Source organism: Cognatundibacterium rivi, assembly GCF_018139565.1.
Taxonomy (GTDB): domain Bacteria; phylum Pseudomonadota; class Gammaproteobacteria; order Burkholderiales; family Burkholderiaceae_D; genus Undibacterium; species Undibacterium rivi.
This window is the reverse complement of record NZ_JAGSPK010000005.1, coordinates 1-19,022: the sequence shown is the minus strand read 5'-3', so window position 1 is coordinate 19,022 and position 19,022 is coordinate 1. Positions and strand designations below refer to the sequence as shown.

11 protein-coding genes and 1 tRNA gene are annotated in these 19,022 nt (G+C 48.1%); 9 read left to right on the top strand and 3 right to left on the bottom strand.

Annotation, left to right across the window (positions count from 1 at the left end):
- Positions 1–35 precede the first annotated feature (35 nt).
- The 3 genes from lolA to serS all read left to right on the top strand — a co-directional run bounded on the left by lolA (position 36) and on the right by serS (position 3,675).
- The gene (gene lolA, locus KDM87_RS13490) at positions 36–719 is read left to right on the top strand and encodes an outer membrane lipoprotein chaperone LolA (RefSeq protein WP_212679576.1); all 684 of its coding nucleotides are present in this window, start codon (positions 36–38) and stop codon (positions 717–719) included.
- Positions 720–747: 28 nt separating this feature from the next.
- Positions 748–2,052: a replication-associated recombination protein A gene (locus tag KDM87_RS13485; protein ID WP_212679575.1), complete on the top strand. Its 1,305-nt coding sequence runs from the start codon at positions 748–750 to the stop codon at positions 2,050–2,052.
- Positions 2,053–2,379: 327 nt separating this feature from the next.
- On the top strand, positions 2,380–3,675 hold the full coding sequence (gene serS / locus KDM87_RS13480; protein ID WP_212679574.1) for a serine--tRNA ligase: 1,296 nt from the start codon (positions 2,380–2,382) through the stop codon (positions 3,673–3,675).
- 71 nt (positions 3,676–3,746) lie between these two features.
- Here the strand turns inward: serS and KDM87_RS13475 are convergent, their stop codons facing one another.
- On the bottom strand, positions 3,747–5,507 hold the full coding sequence (locus KDM87_RS13475) for a GGDEF domain-containing protein (RefSeq protein ID WP_230407803.1): 1,761 nt from the start codon (positions 5,505–5,507) through the stop codon (positions 3,747–3,749).
- Between the two features lie 346 nt (positions 5,508–5,853).
- On the opposite strand from KDM87_RS13475, the gene KDM87_RS13470 reads away from it, so the two are divergent.
- From KDM87_RS13470 to KDM87_RS13445, 6 genes are all read left to right on the top strand, one after another.
- Positions 5,854–5,943, top strand: a tRNA-Ser gene (locus KDM87_RS13470).
- A gap of 266 nt (positions 5,944–6,209) precedes the next feature.
- A complete protein-coding gene (locus KDM87_RS13465) occupies positions 6,210–7,724 on the top strand; it encodes a KAP family P-loop NTPase fold protein (RefSeq protein ID WP_212679573.1) in 1,515 nt (504 codons plus the stop codon).
- 384 nt (positions 7,725–8,108) lie between these two features.
- A complete protein-coding gene (locus KDM87_RS13460) occupies positions 8,109–9,566 on the top strand; it encodes a pyridoxal phosphate-dependent decarboxylase family protein (protein WP_230407788.1) in 1,458 nt (485 codons plus the stop codon).
- Positions 9,567–9,580: 14 nt separating this feature from the next.
- On the top strand, positions 9,581–10,837 hold the full coding sequence (locus KDM87_RS13455; RefSeq protein ID WP_212679572.1) for an ATP-grasp domain-containing protein: 1,257 nt from the start codon (positions 9,581–9,583) through the stop codon (positions 10,835–10,837).
- Positions 10,834–12,399, top strand: coding sequence for a hypothetical protein (locus KDM87_RS13450; protein ID WP_212679571.1), 1,566 nt, complete (start codon positions 10,834–10,836; stop codon positions 12,397–12,399). Before KDM87_RS13455 ends, KDM87_RS13450 begins: the two co-directional genes overlap by 4 nt.
- 239 nt (positions 12,400–12,638) lie before the next feature.
- Positions 12,639–15,584: a hybrid sensor histidine kinase/response regulator gene (locus tag KDM87_RS13445; RefSeq protein ID WP_212679570.1), complete on the top strand. Its 2,946-nt coding sequence runs from the start codon at positions 12,639–12,641 to the stop codon at positions 15,582–15,584.
- Between the two features lie 230 nt (positions 15,585–15,814).
- On the opposite strand, the gene KDM87_RS13440 is transcribed toward KDM87_RS13445, so the two are convergent.
- Positions 15,815–17,899 carry a sensor domain-containing diguanylate cyclase gene (locus KDM87_RS13440; RefSeq protein WP_212679569.1) on the bottom strand — a complete coding sequence of 695 codons (2,085 nt, stop codon included), beginning with the start codon at positions 17,897–17,899 and terminating at the stop codon, positions 15,815–15,817.
- Positions 17,900–18,256: 357 nt separating this feature from the next.
- Positions 18,257–18,841 (bottom strand): acyl-CoA thioesterase, encoded by a 585-nt coding sequence (locus KDM87_RS13435; protein ID WP_230407787.1) that lies wholly within the window; start codon positions 18,839–18,841, stop codon positions 18,257–18,259.
- Positions 18,842–19,022 lie beyond the last annotated feature (181 nt).

Below are 19,022 nucleotides of genomic sequence, written 5' to 3'. Positions count from 1 at the left end.
GGCGGATCAAGCGGTCGTTATGATAAGTAGCACGGATGAGCAATCAAGGAAAATCAGTGAAGAAGCAAAGTAAAGTAGTTAAAGTAGTAAGTGGTCTGCTGGCATGTGTTGTTGCCACCACGCTGTTACCCGCAATCGCGATGGCGTCTGCGGTCGATCAATTTAAATCCTTTGTCTCGAACACCAAAAGTGCCAAAGGTGAATTCGTTCAGCAGCAGATCAAAATGGTGGATGGCAACCCCAAAGTCTCCAAAACCTTCAGCGGCGCATTCGTCTTCGCCCGTCCGGGTAAATTCATCTGGACCTACCAAAAACCCTACGAACAAGTATTGCAGGCCGATGGTGAGAAGCTCTTCATCTTTGATAAAGATTTAAACCAGGTAACGATCAAAGAACTAGGCAATGCTTTGGGTTCCAGCCCGGCAGCGATTTTGTTTGGCAGCGCTGGTGCTGCCGATCTGGATAAAAATTTCGTCCTCAAAGATGTGTCATCGAAGCAGGGCATGGAATGGCTGGAAGCAACCGCGAAAGCCAAAGGCAGCCAGTTTGATCATATCGGCATCGGTATGAAAGACGGCGTTCCTTATGCCTTGGAACTGCGCGACCAGTTTGGTCAGGTGTCGCTGGTGACGCTCAAAAGCATGGAAAAAAATCCCGCTTTGAAAGCAGATCAGTTTAAGTTCGTCGTCCCCGCCGGGGCAGATGTGTTCCGTCAGTAATGCCAGTAGTCTTGATAAATGAGATTGCATGATGAACGCACCACGTAAGAAGCTTGCGCCGCTGGCCGAGCGCATGCGTCCGGCGACGCTGGATGATGTGATTGGGCAGCAGCATATTCTGGGTGAGGGCAAACCGCTACGGGTTGCGTTTCAGTCTGGCGAGCCGCATTCGATGATCTTGTGGGGTCCGCCGGGTGTGGGGAAAACCACGCTGGCGCGCCTGATGGCAGATGCTTTCCATTGCGAATTTATTGCCTTGTCCGCCGTTTTGTCGGGCATTAAAGATATCCGCGAAGCGGTTGAGCGCGCACAGATTCTGCAGGCCACTTCGCAACGCCGCACCATTCTGTTTGTTGATGAAGTACATCGTTTCAATAAGAGTCAGCAAGACGCTTTTTTGCCGCATGTGGAAAGTGGTTTGTTTACCTTCATCGGCGCAACGACCGAAAACCCCTCGTTTGAAGTCAACAGCGCCTTGCTGTCGCGGGCTGCTGTTTATGTGTTGAAATCACTGACGGATGATGATCTTGCGCTGATGGTCGATCGTGCCTGCGAGCGTCAGCTCGATGGTTTGCAGATGCTGCCCGAAGCCAAAGCCAGTCTGGTATCGAGCGCCGATGGTGATGGTCGCAAATTATTAAATAACCTCGATATCGTGGCACATGCTGCGATCGCTAAAAATCTGACTGTTGTTGATCCAGCCTTGCTCAGCGAATGTCTAGGTGATGCTTTGCGACGCTTTGATAAAGGCGGTGATGCGTTTTATGATCAGATTTCCGCCTTGCATAAATCGGTGCGTGGGTCGAATCCTGATGCGGCGCTGTACTGGCTGGTGCGCATGATCGATGGTGGCGCTGATCCACGCTATATGGCGCGCCGCATCGTTCGTATGGCGTCGGAGGATATTGGTCTGGCTGATCCGCGGGCTTTGCGTATTTGTCTGGATGCAGCTGAAACCTATGAGCGTCTGGGCTCGCCGGAAGGCGAGTTAGCGCTGGCAGAGGCAGTGATTTACCTTGCGTGTGCGGCGAAATCGAACGCTGTTTATAAAGCCTATAACGCGGTCAGGGCGCTGGTGGCGAAAGATAAATCGCGTGTTGTGCCTGAACATTTGCGTAATGCGCCGACCAAGTTAATGAAGCAACTCGGCTATGGCAAACTGTATCGCTACGCGCACGACGAGCCGGATGCGTATGCGGCTGGCGAAACTTATTTGCCGGAAGGCTTGGAAGGCGAATCCTGGTATCACCCCGTGCCGCGCGGACTGGAAATCAAAATTGCAGAAAAGCTGGCGTATTTACGGCGGTTGGATGACGAGGCGGACGGCGTTTAACCGCGCCCGTCGATTTGCTGATGCGCTTGATCAGGTTTGAGCGCATTTGCAAACGTCAAAACGCAGTAAAAAAACGTTCAGAAATCGCTTAAAAAGCAGAAAAATGCCTGAAATATACTCCCTGGAGTATCTGTTTTTGTCCGTCTATCCCCCTTTGTTTGTATAGAGATAAGCTGATTTTGCTCATATACTCCCCATTATTTGTATTTAATTATGCTGGCTGGCGCTGAAATTCAGTCGCGGTCGCATGCTATAAGTTTAGGGAAATTCGCCCGCCCTTGCTACAATAGCCGATTAGCTCATTCCACTTATTCGTATCAGATCACTATGATAGATATTCAACTCCTGCGTAAAGATATCGCCGCTGTTGCTGCGCGTCTCGCCACCCGTAAATTCAAACTCGATGTCGATGCGTTTAACGCACTCGAAGGTGAACGTAAGCAGATCCAGTCCCGTACTGAAGAATTGCAAGCCAAGCGCAACAGCTTGTCTAAACAAATCGGTATGCTCAAAGGCAAAGGCGAAGATGCTTCCGCAGTGATGGCCGAAGTCGGCGGCATTGGCGACGAATTGAAAGCCTCTGAAGTGCGTCTGTCAGAAGTGCAGACAGCCATGACGGCCTTCTTGCAAACGATACCGAATCTGCCGCACGAATCTGTGGTGGTGGGGCAGGACGAAACCGCGAACGTCGAAATCCGTAAAGTCGGCACACCGCCAGTGTTTGATTTCGAGATCAAAGATCACGTTGATATCGGCTCTGCACTGGGTCTGGATTTTGATACCGCAGTCAAATTAACCGGTTCACGTTTCTCGGTGATGAAAGGCGGCATGGCGCGTCTGCACCGTGCGCTGGCGCAATTCATGCTCGATACACAAACCGTCGAACATGGCTACACAGAAATGTACACGCCATACATGGTGAATGCTGATTCTATGCGCGGTACCGGCCAGTTGCCGAAATTTGAAGAAGATTTGTTTGCCGTTAAAAAAGGCGGACAAGACGGCGAGGGCGAAACCCTGTATCTGATCCCGACATCCGAAGTGACATTAACCAACACTGTACGTGATGTAATCATTCCGGCAGAGGCATTGCCGATCAAAATGACTGCGCATACACCTTGCTTCCGTTCTGAAGCAGGCAGCTATGGCCGTGATACACGCGGCATGATACGTCAGCATCAGTTCGACAAAGTGGAAATGGTGCAGATTGTGCATCCGGAAAAATCCATGGAAGCGTTGGATGAAATGGTCGGTCATGCCGAAGCGATTCTGAAAAAATTGGGCTTGCCATATCGCGTCGTCAGTTTGTGTACCGGCGACATGGGCTTTGGCGCGACCAAAACTTTCGATCTGGAAGTCTGGTTGCCAGCACAAAATACTTACCGCGAAATTTCATCGGTATCGAATATGGAAGCCTTCCAGGCGCGTCGTATGCAGGCACGTTTCCGCAATGCGCAGGGCAAACCAGAAGCTGTGCATACGCTGAATGGCTCTGGCCTGGCGGTGGGACGCACGCTGGTGGCGGTGCTGGAAAATTACCAGCAGGCAGATGGCTCTGTCGTGATTCCGGAAGCGCTGCGCCCTTACATGGGCGGCATGGAAAAGTTAGTGCCAGCAGCGTAATTAAGTTTGTAGCGCTGACCTGATCAAAAAAAATCCCGCGTCATATTTAACGACGCGGGATTTTTTTATCTCTATTTCACTTCGGCGCGGCGATCCACAAACAAGCTGTTGCCGTGAATTTTCTTCGCCTGTTTTTTTGCTTCGGAGGCCGCAATCGAAATCTGATGGTGCGAATAAAACTGATTCGGGCTCGATTTCACCACACCCAGCGACAGACTCACCAACGGATAAAACACTTTTTTACCTTGCCGGTCTTCACTCAGATAACCGCCGCGTTCGCGATCTTCATTGTTATAAAAATCCTGAATCTCGGTTGCAAAGCTTTCCAGAATATCGCTGCAACGCTGCTCCCAGTCATCGCTGCGAAACAGAATAATAAAATCATCGCCGCCGATGTGACCGATAAAATCCATCTGCGAATCACAATGCCGTTTCAGCACATCGCCCGTCATCTGAATAATATCGTCGCCGCGCCGGTAACCATATACGTCATTAAACGGCTTGAAATGATCGAGATCGCAATAACAGGCGCTGAACCTCTGCTGCTTTTGCAGTAACTGATCAATGTGTTCGTTGATCGGCACATTGCCCGGTAACTGCGTCAGCGGATTCGCATAGCGCGCGGCAGTGATCTGCATTTGTGTGATTTCGCGCATCAGATCAGGCCCGGTGCAAATACCCAGATATTGTCCCTGATCGGTAATGATAATGCCGTTGATCAGATGCTCAGGATTTGCTTCCACAATGATGTGGCTGACATCCTGCATGCTGGTATTTTTATCGACCACCACCGGATGCGGGTCCATAAACACCTTGCAGGATTTTTTGCCGTACAACTCGCGCTGATATGGGCGCGCGAAGCGATCAATCATGTGATAGCGGTTGATGATGCCGATAGGCGTGCCGTGATCGACCACCGGTATCATTTGCAATTTCGGGTTCTGCAGAAAAATATCATCGACCTGATTATTCAGCATACTTGATGGTATTGATGGCGCTTCTTTCAGAATTTTTTCAACGGCTGCGGTTTGCTCAAAGAAACCCGAGGCCCGGCGTGACGGATGCTGATGATGCGATACCAGCGCCTTTGCCACCTCCGCCGGAATCGCCTTGCTCGGCGTCGGGTGGGGGCGGGCGATATGATAGCCCTGACCGCAAGCCACGCCGATATCGCGCACCATCAGCAATTCTGCATGCGTTTCTATGCCCTCGGCAATGACCCGCGTTGCTGATTTCTCTGCAATGCTTTGTATCGAGCGGACAAACTGCGCCTTCACCGGATCATGATCGATGCCCTGGATAAAGTGCATGTCGATTTTTACGTAATCCGGCTTTAATTCTGACCATAAGCGCAGACTCGAAAATCCCTCGCCCAGATCATCAATCGCAATTTCAAAACCCATGCTGCGATAATGAATCACCGCCTCCGACAGCAAAGCGTAATCATGCGTCGGCTGATATTCGGTCAGCTCGATGATGACGCGGTCTGGATTTACGCCCAACTGATGAATGTAATCCAGCGTTTCACCATAGCGCACATCGCGCTGGATCAGGCATTCAGGGCTGACATTCAGAAACAGCTTGCCCGGCAGATTTTGTACGAAAAATTCTTCCAGCACGATTTTGCGGCACAGATGTTCAACCACGACCGTTAAATTGTGCGCCGATGCGGCTTTAAATAAATTAATCGGCGAATGCAGCGGGCTGTCAGAAGGGCCGCGTATCAATCCCTCATAGCCCAGAATATCGCCATTCTGCATTTCAACGATAGGTTGAAAACGCGCCGTCAGCGAGCGTTGTTCGATGATGCGCTGTAGATGCGCCAGCGTCATCGCATCGGCATCATCCGCCGCCGCCACACCGGCTGCAATATTGGCCGGAATATTGGCGTTTGCCAGGTGCTGATGCACGATGGCCATTCTTTCCTCAGACGCTGCGCTGTTCATTCGGCGGCTTTCCCAAAAACGCGCCGCTGGCTTTTCAGGCTGCAGACGCAAAAACAATCAATAGCAACAATATAAATAGTTGATATGACAAGCGCGTGTCATTATTGCTTTATGGGAATAAATTAACATCCGCACCATCGAATGGATGCGTGATCGAATCGCACTTTGCTAGGAAAGCATAGATTTCTTTGCTATAATCAGCGGCTTCGTTTTATAACGAACAACCAAAGCCGGAGAGGTGGCAGAGTGGTTGAATGTACCTGACTCGAAATCAGGCGTACTGTAACAGGTATCGGGGGTTCGAATCCCCCCCTCTCCGCCAGCATTCACGCGGGTTTCCGCAGATTTGAAAAGACCGCTAAATGCGGTCTTTTTTCTTTTGTGGTGGTCGAAATTTGTCATTCGTCATCTGATTTTATAAATAACTTTTGTTACTTTACTCAGACGGCAGTGCATCCAAATTGGTATGGTGAGAAAGTTATCTTTAGTGTTTTATTAATTCATGGTCGTATTGATAAAAGATACATTCCCGAATGTTTAATAATTACTTAAAATAAAACATTGAAAATAACTCTGTTGAGTTGACCTATGCAAACGCAAGTCAAAAAATTGTCTGAACACTGGGAAGGTGATCAACTAGGTAGAAAGCAGGTTGCTGCAAATCTTGAGAAGTATCTCACTAATCGATATCACGCCAAGCCTACGGAAAGCGGATTTGTTCTTGCTGTTAATGCAGAGTGGGGCTTCGGTAAAACCTTCATGCTTCAGTGTTGGAGGGACGAATTAGAGTCAAAAAATTATCCAGTAGTATATTTTGATGCTTGGAAAAATGATTTCACTCCAGAGCCTCTTATTGCGTTTATTTCCGAAATTGACAATGGATTAAAGCCCTCATTTACTAAAATTCCCGCAGCAAAAAGAGCTCTCAACGGTGCGATGGGGAAAGTAAAAAAATTAATTAAACCTTCGATCCAAATCATTGGAATGGCATTACTTAAACAAATTGCCGGTTTAAGCGCTGAGAAAATACACGACTTATTTTCAGATGGTGACGCTGATGAGGTCGATATAGAAACAGACAGTAGCACCAAACACGCTTCGTTAGAGAGCACCACGAAAGCGTTAGAAAAAATGGTTGCCGAGTCACTGAAAGAACATAAGACGACAAAAGCAGCTATTGAGGAATTCAAAGGAAAACTCACACTGCTGATTGACGCACTTGAGAAGAGTACTGGGGTTGAACTGCCAATATTTATCTTGGTGGATGAATTAGATAGATGTCGTCCAGATTACGCCATAGAGTTACTGGAGGGTATAAAACATCTATTTGGTGTCAAAGGCATATATTTTGTAGTTGCTACTAATATTGATCAACTTTCAGAATCGGTCAAAGCTGTCTACGGTGCGGGGTTTGATGGCGCGAGATATTTGAAGCGGTTTTTTGATCTTGAATATACTTTGCCAGAGCCAGATCGTTTTGCCTTTGCAAAGCATCTCTTTAGCGGTATTCAATGCCCGGAAAGTAGCTTGTTGTATACAGGATTAAACTCACAAAGTTTATCAGTCGATAGCAATGATATTCTCCCTATGTTGTTTAAGCACTATTCTGACTATTTCGAATGCGGACTGAGGGATCAAATTCAAATAATAAAAATTATTGAATCAGCATTTATCTATTTACAGCACAACCAGATAAACATTCATTTATTGTTATTTTTTGCAATGCTGTATCACAGGTCATCAACAATTTTTAACTCGGTTACTGAGTACGGAAATCTATCCGATAGAACAGGTTTTCAGACGCTAAAACTTAACCCCGCAATCGGTAGTTTTAGCATTGAGATGTATGACTCTCACTTAGGCAGGGGATTTTCCCCAGCAAAAAAATATGTTTCTATTCCTGAAATTGCGACTATTTTTTTAGGAGTTAAAGATGAAACGACCGAAGAGGCCTTGGGTCTGAATAATATAAGAAGCGATGATTTCCCCAAAAATTTAATACGATGCTTATTCCACGGCGCTACTGCTGGTAGTGAGAGCATATGGAAGCAAAACATTGACAAGTACGTAGACATCGTAAGATTTTCAGGGGGATTTAATTAAGCGAAAAATGATTGGGCATCCCAGCATCTCTCGACTACTTTTCACCTTTGAGCACATCCAAAAACGTCATTTTCTGCAAAAATCGGGGAGTATGCGTCAAAAATGCCTTATTCTCAGCAGAAAATAAGGGCGTTTAAAAATACTCCCCCCTAGTATATTTTCATTATTGACAGGCAAAAACAGGCATTCTGAAGCGGTGCGCGATGTGTCTGACGTTGGTGCCTGTCTGATGTTGCGGCGCAAGTTGCTTGCGTGTAGCGACGGGATTCGGCGGGAATTGGCCGTAATTTGAATAAAGACCGCAAAAGATCGCTTGTTTCTGGCTTAAATTCGCCGAGTCTCAGAGATAATGCGTTCATCAGAACAATCTATGATGAACAGATAATGGCAACACCAACTTCAACTACGCTGGACCCGGCTGACTGGAGCGCGCTGCGCGCCCAGGGGCATCGCATGCTGGACGATATTCTTGATTACGCAGAGCATATTCGCGAGCGGCCAGTATGGCAGCCGATTCCGGATGAGGTGCGGGCGAAATTTCAGCAGGACTTGCCGCAGGGCGAGGGCGATCTGGCGGCGGTGCATCAGCAGTTTATGCAGGATATTTTGCCGTACTCGGTGGGAAACAGTCATCCCGGTTTCATGGGCTGGGTGCAGGGCGGCGGTAATCCTGTCGGCACGCTGGCGGAGATGCTGGCAGCTGGCTTGAATGCGAATCTGGGTGGGCGCAATCATATTCCGATTGAAGTCGAGCGTCAGGTCTGTCGCTGGGTCAGTACCTTGCTGGGTTTTCCAGAAAGCGCGAGTGGCTTATTTGTAACGGGCACATCGATGGCGAATTTCATCGCCGTGCTGGTGGCGCGTTCGGTGGCACTGGGAACAGCGGTGCGGAAAACAGGCTTGGCTTCGTGCGAGCAGCGTCTGGTTGCCTACGCTTCGGCGGGTGCGCATGGCTGTATCGCGCAGGCGATGGATATTTCCGGCATAGGCAGAGATGCTTTGCGCATGATTCCCATGACCAGCGCATTTGAAATGGATACCGCTGTTTTGCGCGAGACGATGGCGGCAGATCGGGCAGCCGGGCTGACACCATTTTTCATCGCAGGCACTGCAGGGTCGGTCGATGTCGGCGCGATAGATGATCTGACTACGCTTGCTGATATCGCTGCGGAAGAAAAAATCTGGTTCCATATTGATGGCGCTTTCGGTGCGCTGGCAATGTTGTCGCCAGTGCTGGCACCGCGGCTGGCGGGCATGGAACGCGCAGATTCAGTCGCGTTTGATTTTCATAAATGGATGCAGGTGCCTTACGATGCCGGCTTTATTCTGATCAGGGATCGCGAGGCGCATTTGGCGACGTTTGCCACGCCGGTCGGCTATTTGCGGCGGGAAACCAGAGGGCTGGCTGGCGGCTCGCCGTGGCCTTGCGATTTCGGGCCGGATTTGTCGCGTGGTTTCCGCGCACTGAAAACATGGTTCACTTTGCAGGTCTATGGCACAGAACGTCTGGGGAAAATGATTGCGCACACCTGCGAACTGGCACAATACCTGAAGCAACAGGTGGAGGCACATCCCAAGCTGGAATTACTTGCACCGGTGAATCTCAATATCGTTTGCTTCCGTTACCTCAGCGAGCGTAGCGCAGATCTGGATGCACTGAACGGCGATATCGTTGTCGCCTTGCATGAGGGCGGCATCTGCGCGCCATCAACGACATACATTCGCGGGCAACTGGCAATTCGCGCGGCGATCGTAAATCACCGCACCCGGGTCGAAGATATCGATGCTCTGATTAATGCCGCCATTGCGCAGGGCGACCTGCTGGCGCAAACCGCTCAATAAACCTGGTTTCAGATATGACGACTCTTAACGAAGCGCAGCAAAGTTCTCAACATAGTTCGTACACCGGCCTCGCACCTTTGATGCGGCGGGCATTTGCCGGGGAAGATTTAAAACCGCTGGCAAACAGTTTGATTGCGCGGGCGCAGCAGTATCCAGACGATGCGAACGCGATGCTGGATTTATCGACGGTGCTGCTCTTGCTCGGCCACGCTGAGTTGGCAGCAACCACACAAATGGAAGCGTTAAAAAAGCAGCCTTTGTATTCGGTACCCGCGGCGCATCCGGCAAAAATCAAATTGCTGGCGCTGTTGACTGACGGTGATCTGATGGCGAATACGCCAGTCGATTTTCTGGTGGAGGATTCGGATATCGATCTGGATTTGTTGTACGTGGGGCAGGGCATTCCTGCGCTGGAGCAATTGCCTGAACATGATGTGATGTTTGTGGCGATTGGCGAGGCCGACGCCAAGCATGCTCTGCTGCTCGATTTGCAGGAAATCATCTCACAATGGCCGCGCCCTGTGATCAATCAGCCGGAACGTATTGCCCATCTGGGACGTGACCGCGCGTATCTGCAATTGCAAGCGGCGCGTGGTGTTGAAATGCCGATGTCACGCCGGATCAGCCGTCAGATGCTGGAGCAAATCGGGCGTGGTGAATTATCTGTCAGCGATTTATTGCCCGGTGATGATTTTCCCATCATCGTGCGGCCACTCGATTCACATGCGGGTCATGGTCTTGAGAAGCTGGTGTCACCAGCAGAAATCGCAGCGTATCTGCAGGAAATACAGAGTGACGAATTCTACATCGCCCGCTTTGTTGACTATCGCAGCGCCGATGGCCAGTTCAGAAAATACCGTGTCATGCTGATTGACGGCAAACCGTATATTGCGCACATGGGTATTTCTCAGCATTGGATGATTCATTATCTGAATGCCGGTATGGCAGAAAGTGCTGAAAAGCGCGCGGAAGAACAGCGCTTTATGGCAAGTTTTGATACGGAATTTGTGCCGCGTCATACACTGGCGCTGCAAGAAATTTACGATAAATTGGGCTTGGATTATGTCGGCATTGATTGTGGCGAAACGCCGGACGGTAAGCTGCTGATATTTGAAGTGGATAGCGACATGATAGTGCATGCAATGGATCCGGTGGAGATGTTTCCCTATAAACAGGCGACGATGAAAAAACTGTTTGCGGCATTCAGAGATTTGTTAATCAAGCGTGCATCCACCGCGGCATTGGGTCTGCAGTCTTCAGACGACGCATGAGCAACGATGCTATGTCATCTGCTGTGAGACCTGCATGCGCGTCTGGCACGAAGATTCCGTCGCTGGCGCAATTGCTGGTGAATGGCGGTGATTCGCGCATCGCGCTGGATACGCATGGTGTAAATAAGTACGGCTGTAGCGTCGCGCCGCAAAGTGCCGAAGAGAGCTTGTTTGCATTTGGCTCGGCAACTGCATCAACGATTTCTCAACACGGTTTTGCTGCGGCAGATGATGTCTATCAGAAGATCGTGCAAGCGTATCGCGACGAAATGGAGTCCTCGCAGTCTTCGCTGTATTCCGTGTATGAACAAGAAATGCAGAACCTGCGTCAGGAATTAAAGCAGTTGTGTCAGACCGGCGATGCGGTGGATGTCGTATTTGCCGCCTCCGGCACCGATTTGCATTTAATCGCTTCACAGTTATTTGCTGGTGCATCGTCCACCCCTTCGCTGATAGTGATGGTGGAGCCGGGTGAGACCGGAAGTTCGGTGCCAGCGGCGTTGCAGGGTTTGCATTTCAGCGATTGTGCAGCGCTGGGTGAGCCCGTGAATCCCGGGCAGCAAGTGGGACAGGCTGTAGCCTCTGAATTGGTCAACGTCGCGTTGCGCGACGCAGATGGAGAGCCGCGCACTGCCGATGAGATTGACAAAGAAATCGAGTTGCTGATCACCACCGCGTGTGGTCAGAATAAGCGCGTGTTGCTGGTGTTGGCTGACGTGACCAAAACCGGCATGATAGGGCCGTCTGTGCAATGTGCATTGACCTTACGGAATCAATTTCCCGATCAGCTTGAGGTGCTGGTTGATGCCTGCCAGTTCAGGCTGACCAATGCGACGCTGAACGCTTATCTGGAACAGCAGTTTTTAGTTGCGGTGACCGGATCAAAATTTATCTCTGGCCCCAGTTTTTCAGGTGCCTTATTTTTCCCTTCGGATGCGGTAATCAGATACCGGCAACAAACCGCGCCGGCAGGTTTGTATGCGTATTCCAGTCGTGCCGACTGGCCTGCATCCTGGACTGGGATGGAAGATTTGCAAAAGAAGGCGAATGTCGGATTACTGGTACGCTGGGTGGCCGCGATGGCAGAATTGCGGGCATTCCGCAGTTTGTCTGACGACGCGATCAATCAGTTTGTGCAAGCCTTCCGCCATGCGGTATTGACGTATTTTGATGCGCATCCCGGTCTGACGTTGTTACCGGTTCCTATGCCCGACAGACAAGTGTTAGCGGCAACGCCTGGCTGGGATCAATGGCCGACGATTTTTCCGTTTGTATTACATCACGCATCCGGTGTGCCATTAAGTCGTGAGCAGACCATGTCGGTGTACCGTCGCTTACAAAATGAAAAGCAAATGCAAGTGGGGCAACCCGTGACTTGTGGCGTCCAGCAGCAGATTCCTGTCAGTGCCTTGCGCCTGTGCCTGAGTGCACGCCTCATCACGGCGGCATTGAGCGATGTGAATGAAATTAATGGTGGCGGCAATAAAGCAGACGAAATTATTGCCAAAGCGATAGCGGTATTGGATGCAGCGCGCCAGATCAGCTTGCAGCTTGATTCTTAAGCTTGTATCTGCATACTGAATGTGTTGCTATCAGGAATGTAAATAATGATTAAGCACCATTTTCAGGTCGAAATTTCATGCTAACCTGCGGCAGTAATCAGGCGCTCATTATTCTCTTTTGAGTTCTCTTTTAGTTTTGTTGGATCGCTTAGTTATACAGAATTTCATCTGCATTGAGCATCGCCTTCTGACGTCATTTCAACCACTCTTACCTCAATATCATACGGTTATCACTCATCATGAAAACGGCAAAAAAGCGTTTGCGGCTACAACTTTTTTTGTTATTCGTTCTGATGTTGATATTGGTGTGGGTTGTTGCTTTTTATGAGATGAATCGCAGTTATCAATCAGTATTCAACGAGGCAAAGATACGTAACACCGAGGAAGCACAGATTTTTGCGGAATACTCTTCATCCAATATCAAGCGTCTCAATGAGGCGCTGCTGGATCTTCGCAGAGCGTGGCGGGGCGATTGGAAGGAGTTCGCCGAATTGGTTCAGCATCGGCAGGACATTATTCACGACATTTCTTTTCAGGTCGCCGTCATTGATAAAGATGGCATTATGCAGTTTTCGAATCTGGCCAAACCAACTGAGCGTGTCGATCTGAGCGAGCGTGAACATTTTCGTGTTCATCAACTTGCACCGGATAAAGACAATTTTTTTATCAGCAAGCCATTGAAGGGGAAAATTTCGGGAAAATGGTCGATACAGTTTACGCGGCCTATCTTCAAAGATGGACAGTTCAACGGTGTTCTGGTGATTTCTGTCAGCCCCGATATGTTCACTAAATTTGCAGAAAAAATTAATTCCAACGCTACTATTACTGTGGCGAGAGAAAATGGCTTTGTAGTGGCTCGCTCACCGGATATTGATCTGAGCAAAGGAATAATGATTGATGTCAGTCGGTTTGTAGACGACCGGATTCCTTCTCAGGGAAATTTTCAGCTTATCTCCAGAATAGACGGCGTAGAGCGTATCTACGGTTACCAGCGCTTGCCTGAATATCAGATGATCTTTATCACCGGAGAATCTGTCGCTGGCATCTTGGTACCGTATCAGGTCACAAAGAGAAATGTTCTGGTTATTGCGAGCGTCTTCAGCCTGATCAGCGCTTTGCTGTTTTTCATGTTATTTCGGGCGTTTAACGAAAAAAATACTGCACAGTTGAAGCTGGAAGAGCGGGAAGAAATTTTGCGGCAATCGCAAGAAGTCGGGCGTATTGGCAGTTACTCTTTTGATCTGAATACTTTTCGTTTTGAGAGTTCGCCAAATATGGATGAGATATTTGGCCTTACTCCCGATACGGATAAAACCTATGATGCCTGGTTGAAGCTGCTTCATCCATCTGACCTTGAAGATGAACGTAAGACGATGCGCGAAGTCCGGCTCAATAGTGGTACTTTCCGAAGGGAATACAGAATCATCAGACCGACAGACGGTGCAGAAAGATGGATACTGGCAATCGGAAAAATGAACAAGCCGGATGAACAACAGCCCATGAGAGTGATGGGGATCGTTCAGGATATTACAGAGCAAAAGCAACATGAAGCAGAATTAATGAAAGCGAAGGAATTGGCTGAGGCAGCCAATGTTGCTAAAAGCTTGTTCCTTGCCTCAATGTCGCATGAGATCCGCACCCCGATGAATGGCGTGATTGGAATGACAGAGCTGGTTCTGGAGACGGAATTAAATCCGCAGCAAAGAGAATATGTGAATATGATCAAAGCATCGGCAGATTCTTTGCTGGTGCTGATCAACGATATTCTCGATTCATCGAAAATTGATGCAGGTAAGATTGATCTTGAAAGCCTGAATTTCGATTTATTCCGGGTACTGGATGAGGTGATTAAGCCGCTTGGTTTGCAGGCAGAAAAAAAAGGCGTTGAATTGATTCTGGATATTCAGCCAGATATCTGCCGGTTTGTGATCGGTGATGCTGGCAGACTGAAACAAATCTTACTCAATATCCTTGGCAATGCGATTAAATTCACCACGAAAGGTGAGATCATCGTTCAGGTGCGATATACGCAGCATGAGCGGCGACAGGCTGATTTGTATTTCAATATTATCGACACCGGCATAGGTATTGCTGAAGACAAAATCAGAAGTATCTTTGATTTATTTTCCCAGGCGGATAATTCGATCACCCGTAAATATGGTGGAACAGGTTTGGGACTGTCTATTTCTTCCCGTCTGGTCGAGCTGATGGGCGGAACCTTGTCTGTTGAAAGTAAAGTTGGCATTGGTAGTAAATTTAGTTTTACTTTGCCATTCCAATCCGCGCCCGACGCCAGCCGCTTACTACCCCAAACCTTGTTCCAAGATTTGCAGGTACTGGTTGCGGATGACAATCAAACCCACTTGAATCTGATGGCAGATGCTTTGCGTCAATCTGGGATGCAAGTCACACAGGCTTGCAATGGTCAGACGTTTTTGGATGCGTTTGTCAAACTCGCTGATGCCGGGCGAGAAATTGATTTACTGGTGTTGGATGCACACATGTCCGATAGGAACAGCTTTGAGCTGATCAAGACATGCAACGCGGTTGGCGATAAGGCGCAGCCGAAAAAAATGCCGAAAATATTGCTGCTGACGTCGGCGTTGACGCCTCAGGACATTGATATTTGCCAGTCGATGAATTTAGCTTATCTGAATAAGCCGTTTTCAATGATGGAGTTAAAAGCGGCTATCGGTCAGTTATTGATTGATCGTGATGTACGAGCCTTATCTTCTGCTGAAAATTCCGCGGAAGATCAGTTGCAACAACAAAGCCACCTGAGCATTTTGTTGGTTGAAGATAACGAAATAAATCAGCGCATTGCAACCGTTATTCTGGAAAAGGCCGGACATCAGATACAGGTGTGTGGCAACGGTGCGCTCGCGCTGGAATTGCTTGATCAGCGGATATTTGATCTGATCTTGATGGACATGCAAATGCCTGTCATGGGTGGGGTTGAGGCGACCGTGAATATACGAAACAAGGAACGTGTCAGTGGCGGCCATATTCCGATTATTGCTATGACGGCGAATGCCATGAGCGAGGATAAGGAATTATGTCTGAATGCGGGTATGGATGGGTACATATCCAAGCCGGTGAGAGGTGAAAAGTTGATGAGTGTTATTGCTGAAGTGCTGAATAAATACAAGGCATACTCTGTTGAAAACGAAACGCTTTCCAGATGAAAGATGGGAACTTGCAGGGTTTTAATCTGTTGCGTGTATTGATGTAATTACCGAGGTAATAAATGCAGAAAAAAGGCGGCTATCGTGATTGCTGCACAGGTGCTGAATTGGCACAAATTTTATTGTGTCTGCATCAGAAGACCTGTGCCTGAACGCTTATTTCAACCCGGACTCATGCAGTTAGGCGTTTCCCCAGCTGAAATTCTGAATCAGACAAGCGCACTCACAGCTTATTCATAAAAACGGATGGTGTTGCGACCTTCCTGTTTTGCCCGATACATTGCGGCATCTGCCCGATCTAATAATTTCTCACCGCTGCTATCGCCATTATTAAAGGTGATGACGCCGATACTGGCTGTGCATCGGTGCTCGACAGTGATTGTTGTTCCGTTGTTGTCAGTCTGTAGCAAATAAGGATCAGCCACAGCAGATAGAATTTTTTTTGCGATATTTTCTGCCTGTGTGTGCGCGCTTGATTCATCTGCATCCATGTCGGTAATCAGTATCACAAATTCATCACCGCCAAAGCGGGCGACGGTATCGGTTTGACGCACGCACAATTGCAGACGACGTGCGACCTCAATCAGCAACATATCGCCAACGTTGTGACCGTGCTTGTCGTTCAGCGGCTTGAAATTATCCAGATCTAAAAACAGCAGTGCGCTATAACTCGCATTGCGTATATTCCGCGCTAATGCTTGCTTCAGATGTTCTATCAGTAAGCGCCGGTTAGGTAGTTGTGTTAATGCATCGAGATAAGCGAGTTGCTGGATTTTTTCGTCCATCAGCTTGCGGTCATGTATGTCTGTCAGGAAATTCAGGCTGGCATTGTCGCCGTGCCACTCGAACGCGACACCGCTCAGTTCAAACCAGCGGACGCCGCGGTGTCTGGTCGAAATGCGGATAGCATATTTCAGATCGTCGACTGTTGTCTGGAGTAATTTCTTCTGATTCTCTATCACCATCGCCTGATCTTCGTGATAGATGAGGTCGATGATGGATTTGTTGGTCAGTATATTTGCGTCATACCCGGTCAACTCACAGAGTTTCGGGTTGGCGTAACGCAAAATACCGTCATTGACGACACAAATACCTTCGTTCGCCGTTTCGATCAGCAAGCGATAATGTTTCTCACTTTCTCTGAGTTGTTCTACGGAAGAACTGCGTTCAATGGCAACGCTGGCTAGTTTTGCAACTGCTTCGATAAGCTCAATATCGTTACTCTCGGGGGCGTGTTCATCGTGGTGATAAATGGCAAATGTGCCAAGCACTTTCTGGTTGGAGGATAGCACTGGCTGTGACCAGCATGATGCCAACCCCGCTTGTAGTGCCAGTTCTTTATAAGCGACCCAGTAAGGATGGGTTGCAATTTTTTCTGCAATCACCCGCTGTTTTGTATATGCAGCGGTGCCACAAGAGCCAACGCCCAAACCTATTTCAACCCCTTGAATAGCGCTGTTGTAAAACTCTGGCAGACTGGGAGCAAAGATGCGGCTCAGGAATTTGCCGCGCTTATCAAGTAACAGGATACTGCATAACATTTCCGGATGAAGCCGTTCAATGCCATTGACGATGGCATTCAAAATTTCCTCGAGAGGTCGGTTAAGCGAAAGAAGATCAAGGATTTTATTGCTGAATTTTGTGAATGCCTGATTATCCAATGCGCGTTTTTCTGCCCGCTCGTGCGTCATGAGAACAAACCCAATCGAGAGTAACAGCAGGCTGATCAGCACCGTTATAAATGTATAGCTCTGGATAGAATTGGATTCGGCGATCGATGTTAATTTGATCGACCCCATAAGAAAACTGACGACTCTTAAGACCATGGCTGCAATGACTGAGACCAGCCCTGTTTCAATAATATATTGACCGCGTCCAATCGTGTTATTTCGCATCTTTATGGCAAATGCCAGTAAGGCCGCACTTTGTAAAGTAAAGACCAGGGCGCTGATAACCAGGCGAGTTTGTTGGTTATCCAGCAGCATGCTAAAACTGAGGGCGATAAATACAACTGGCACCCACAAAGTTAAGCGGTTTGGTTTTTCATCATGAAATCGATAAATGGCTTCACCAAACACGGCAAAGCCAGCGGAAAGAAATGAATTGCCGACGACGATCGAAACTACATCATTGATGTTGCCTCGCAAGCTGAATAGCAAATAGGCTGCACCATGAAGAGCCAGAGCCAGCGACCACATGAAAAGCGGATTAAACAGCGAATTATTTTTACGATACGAAATCCAGGCAATTGCTAATGCCAGCGTAAAGCTCGTCGTTACGATCACCAAAAACATTGTCGGTGTGTGAATCAACATAAAGAACCTTAAAAAATGTTTGTTGCTGTATGTACGCCGATTCAGTTACTTCTCTGTTTCTGATTTACATCTGTGTTTTTCAGTAGCCCTATTATTTATTATTGTTTTTGTTGCGATGGCGAAGATATCACTCGGCGAACATATTTAAATTAATCACTATTTCACCTGGTCGTTATCTCGGCGTCTCTCGACTGAATCTAACAACTGCGCTCAGAATTTGTTTTGATCAAAAGCAAACGTGAATAGTGATTTTTATTAATAATTGCCTGTTAGGATTACATAGAATACTTTTGTAAAAAGTAAATTTATGTGAACTTGATAAGTTTTCGGTTAGTGCTCGTTGCTCTGCTCAATGCATTATTTCGCAATTGCTGGCAGATAGATATCGCAAAATTCCGCGGGCATTCTTTTGGCTTTACCAGTACTGATTTCTATGCAAACCAGATTCCATTGACCGCGCATAATTACGGCCTCATCAGCTTCCCGGATCAATTGAAAACGCCTTTCCATATTCAGCTTTCCGTCGCTGGCAACAATCCAGGTGCCGAGTATGAGTTCGTCGCCCATAACTGAAGGTAATAGATAATCGTATGCGGCATGGCGTATCGCCATCGCACGATTCAGTGCTTGATAGTTGTTGAGACTGAGACCCAGTTGTTCTGAGTGCGCCCAACCGATCACTTCACACCATTGAACATATACGGCGTTGTTTGTGTGTTGGAGGCCATCGATGTCGCTGCTTGTTGGCGTGAGCTTGAGCGTGAAAGGCTGCGGGTAATCCCAAATCATCATGTTTTCCGTCTTGCTTGGAGAGGCTGAATAGTTTACTGCATCTGTGTGAACTCTCAATATTAATGACCGCCTCGAGATTTTTGAGTTGTAAGCGGCAAACATGCAAGCCTTATCCAGAACTGGAATTGCCATATCAAGCCAATTACCCATAGTTGGGCAGCTATTTTAGCGAAAGCAAGAAAAGCGAAGCGAAAGGATGAAGGTAGTTGACAGTGAATGCGAAGTGCTTCATAATCTCGTTTCTCTGCTGCTGACGCACACAACGATGCGAAGCGAAACTCGGAAGAGTGAAGCGGAAAAGAATTTTAGGATTCGCGGTTCTTTAACAATT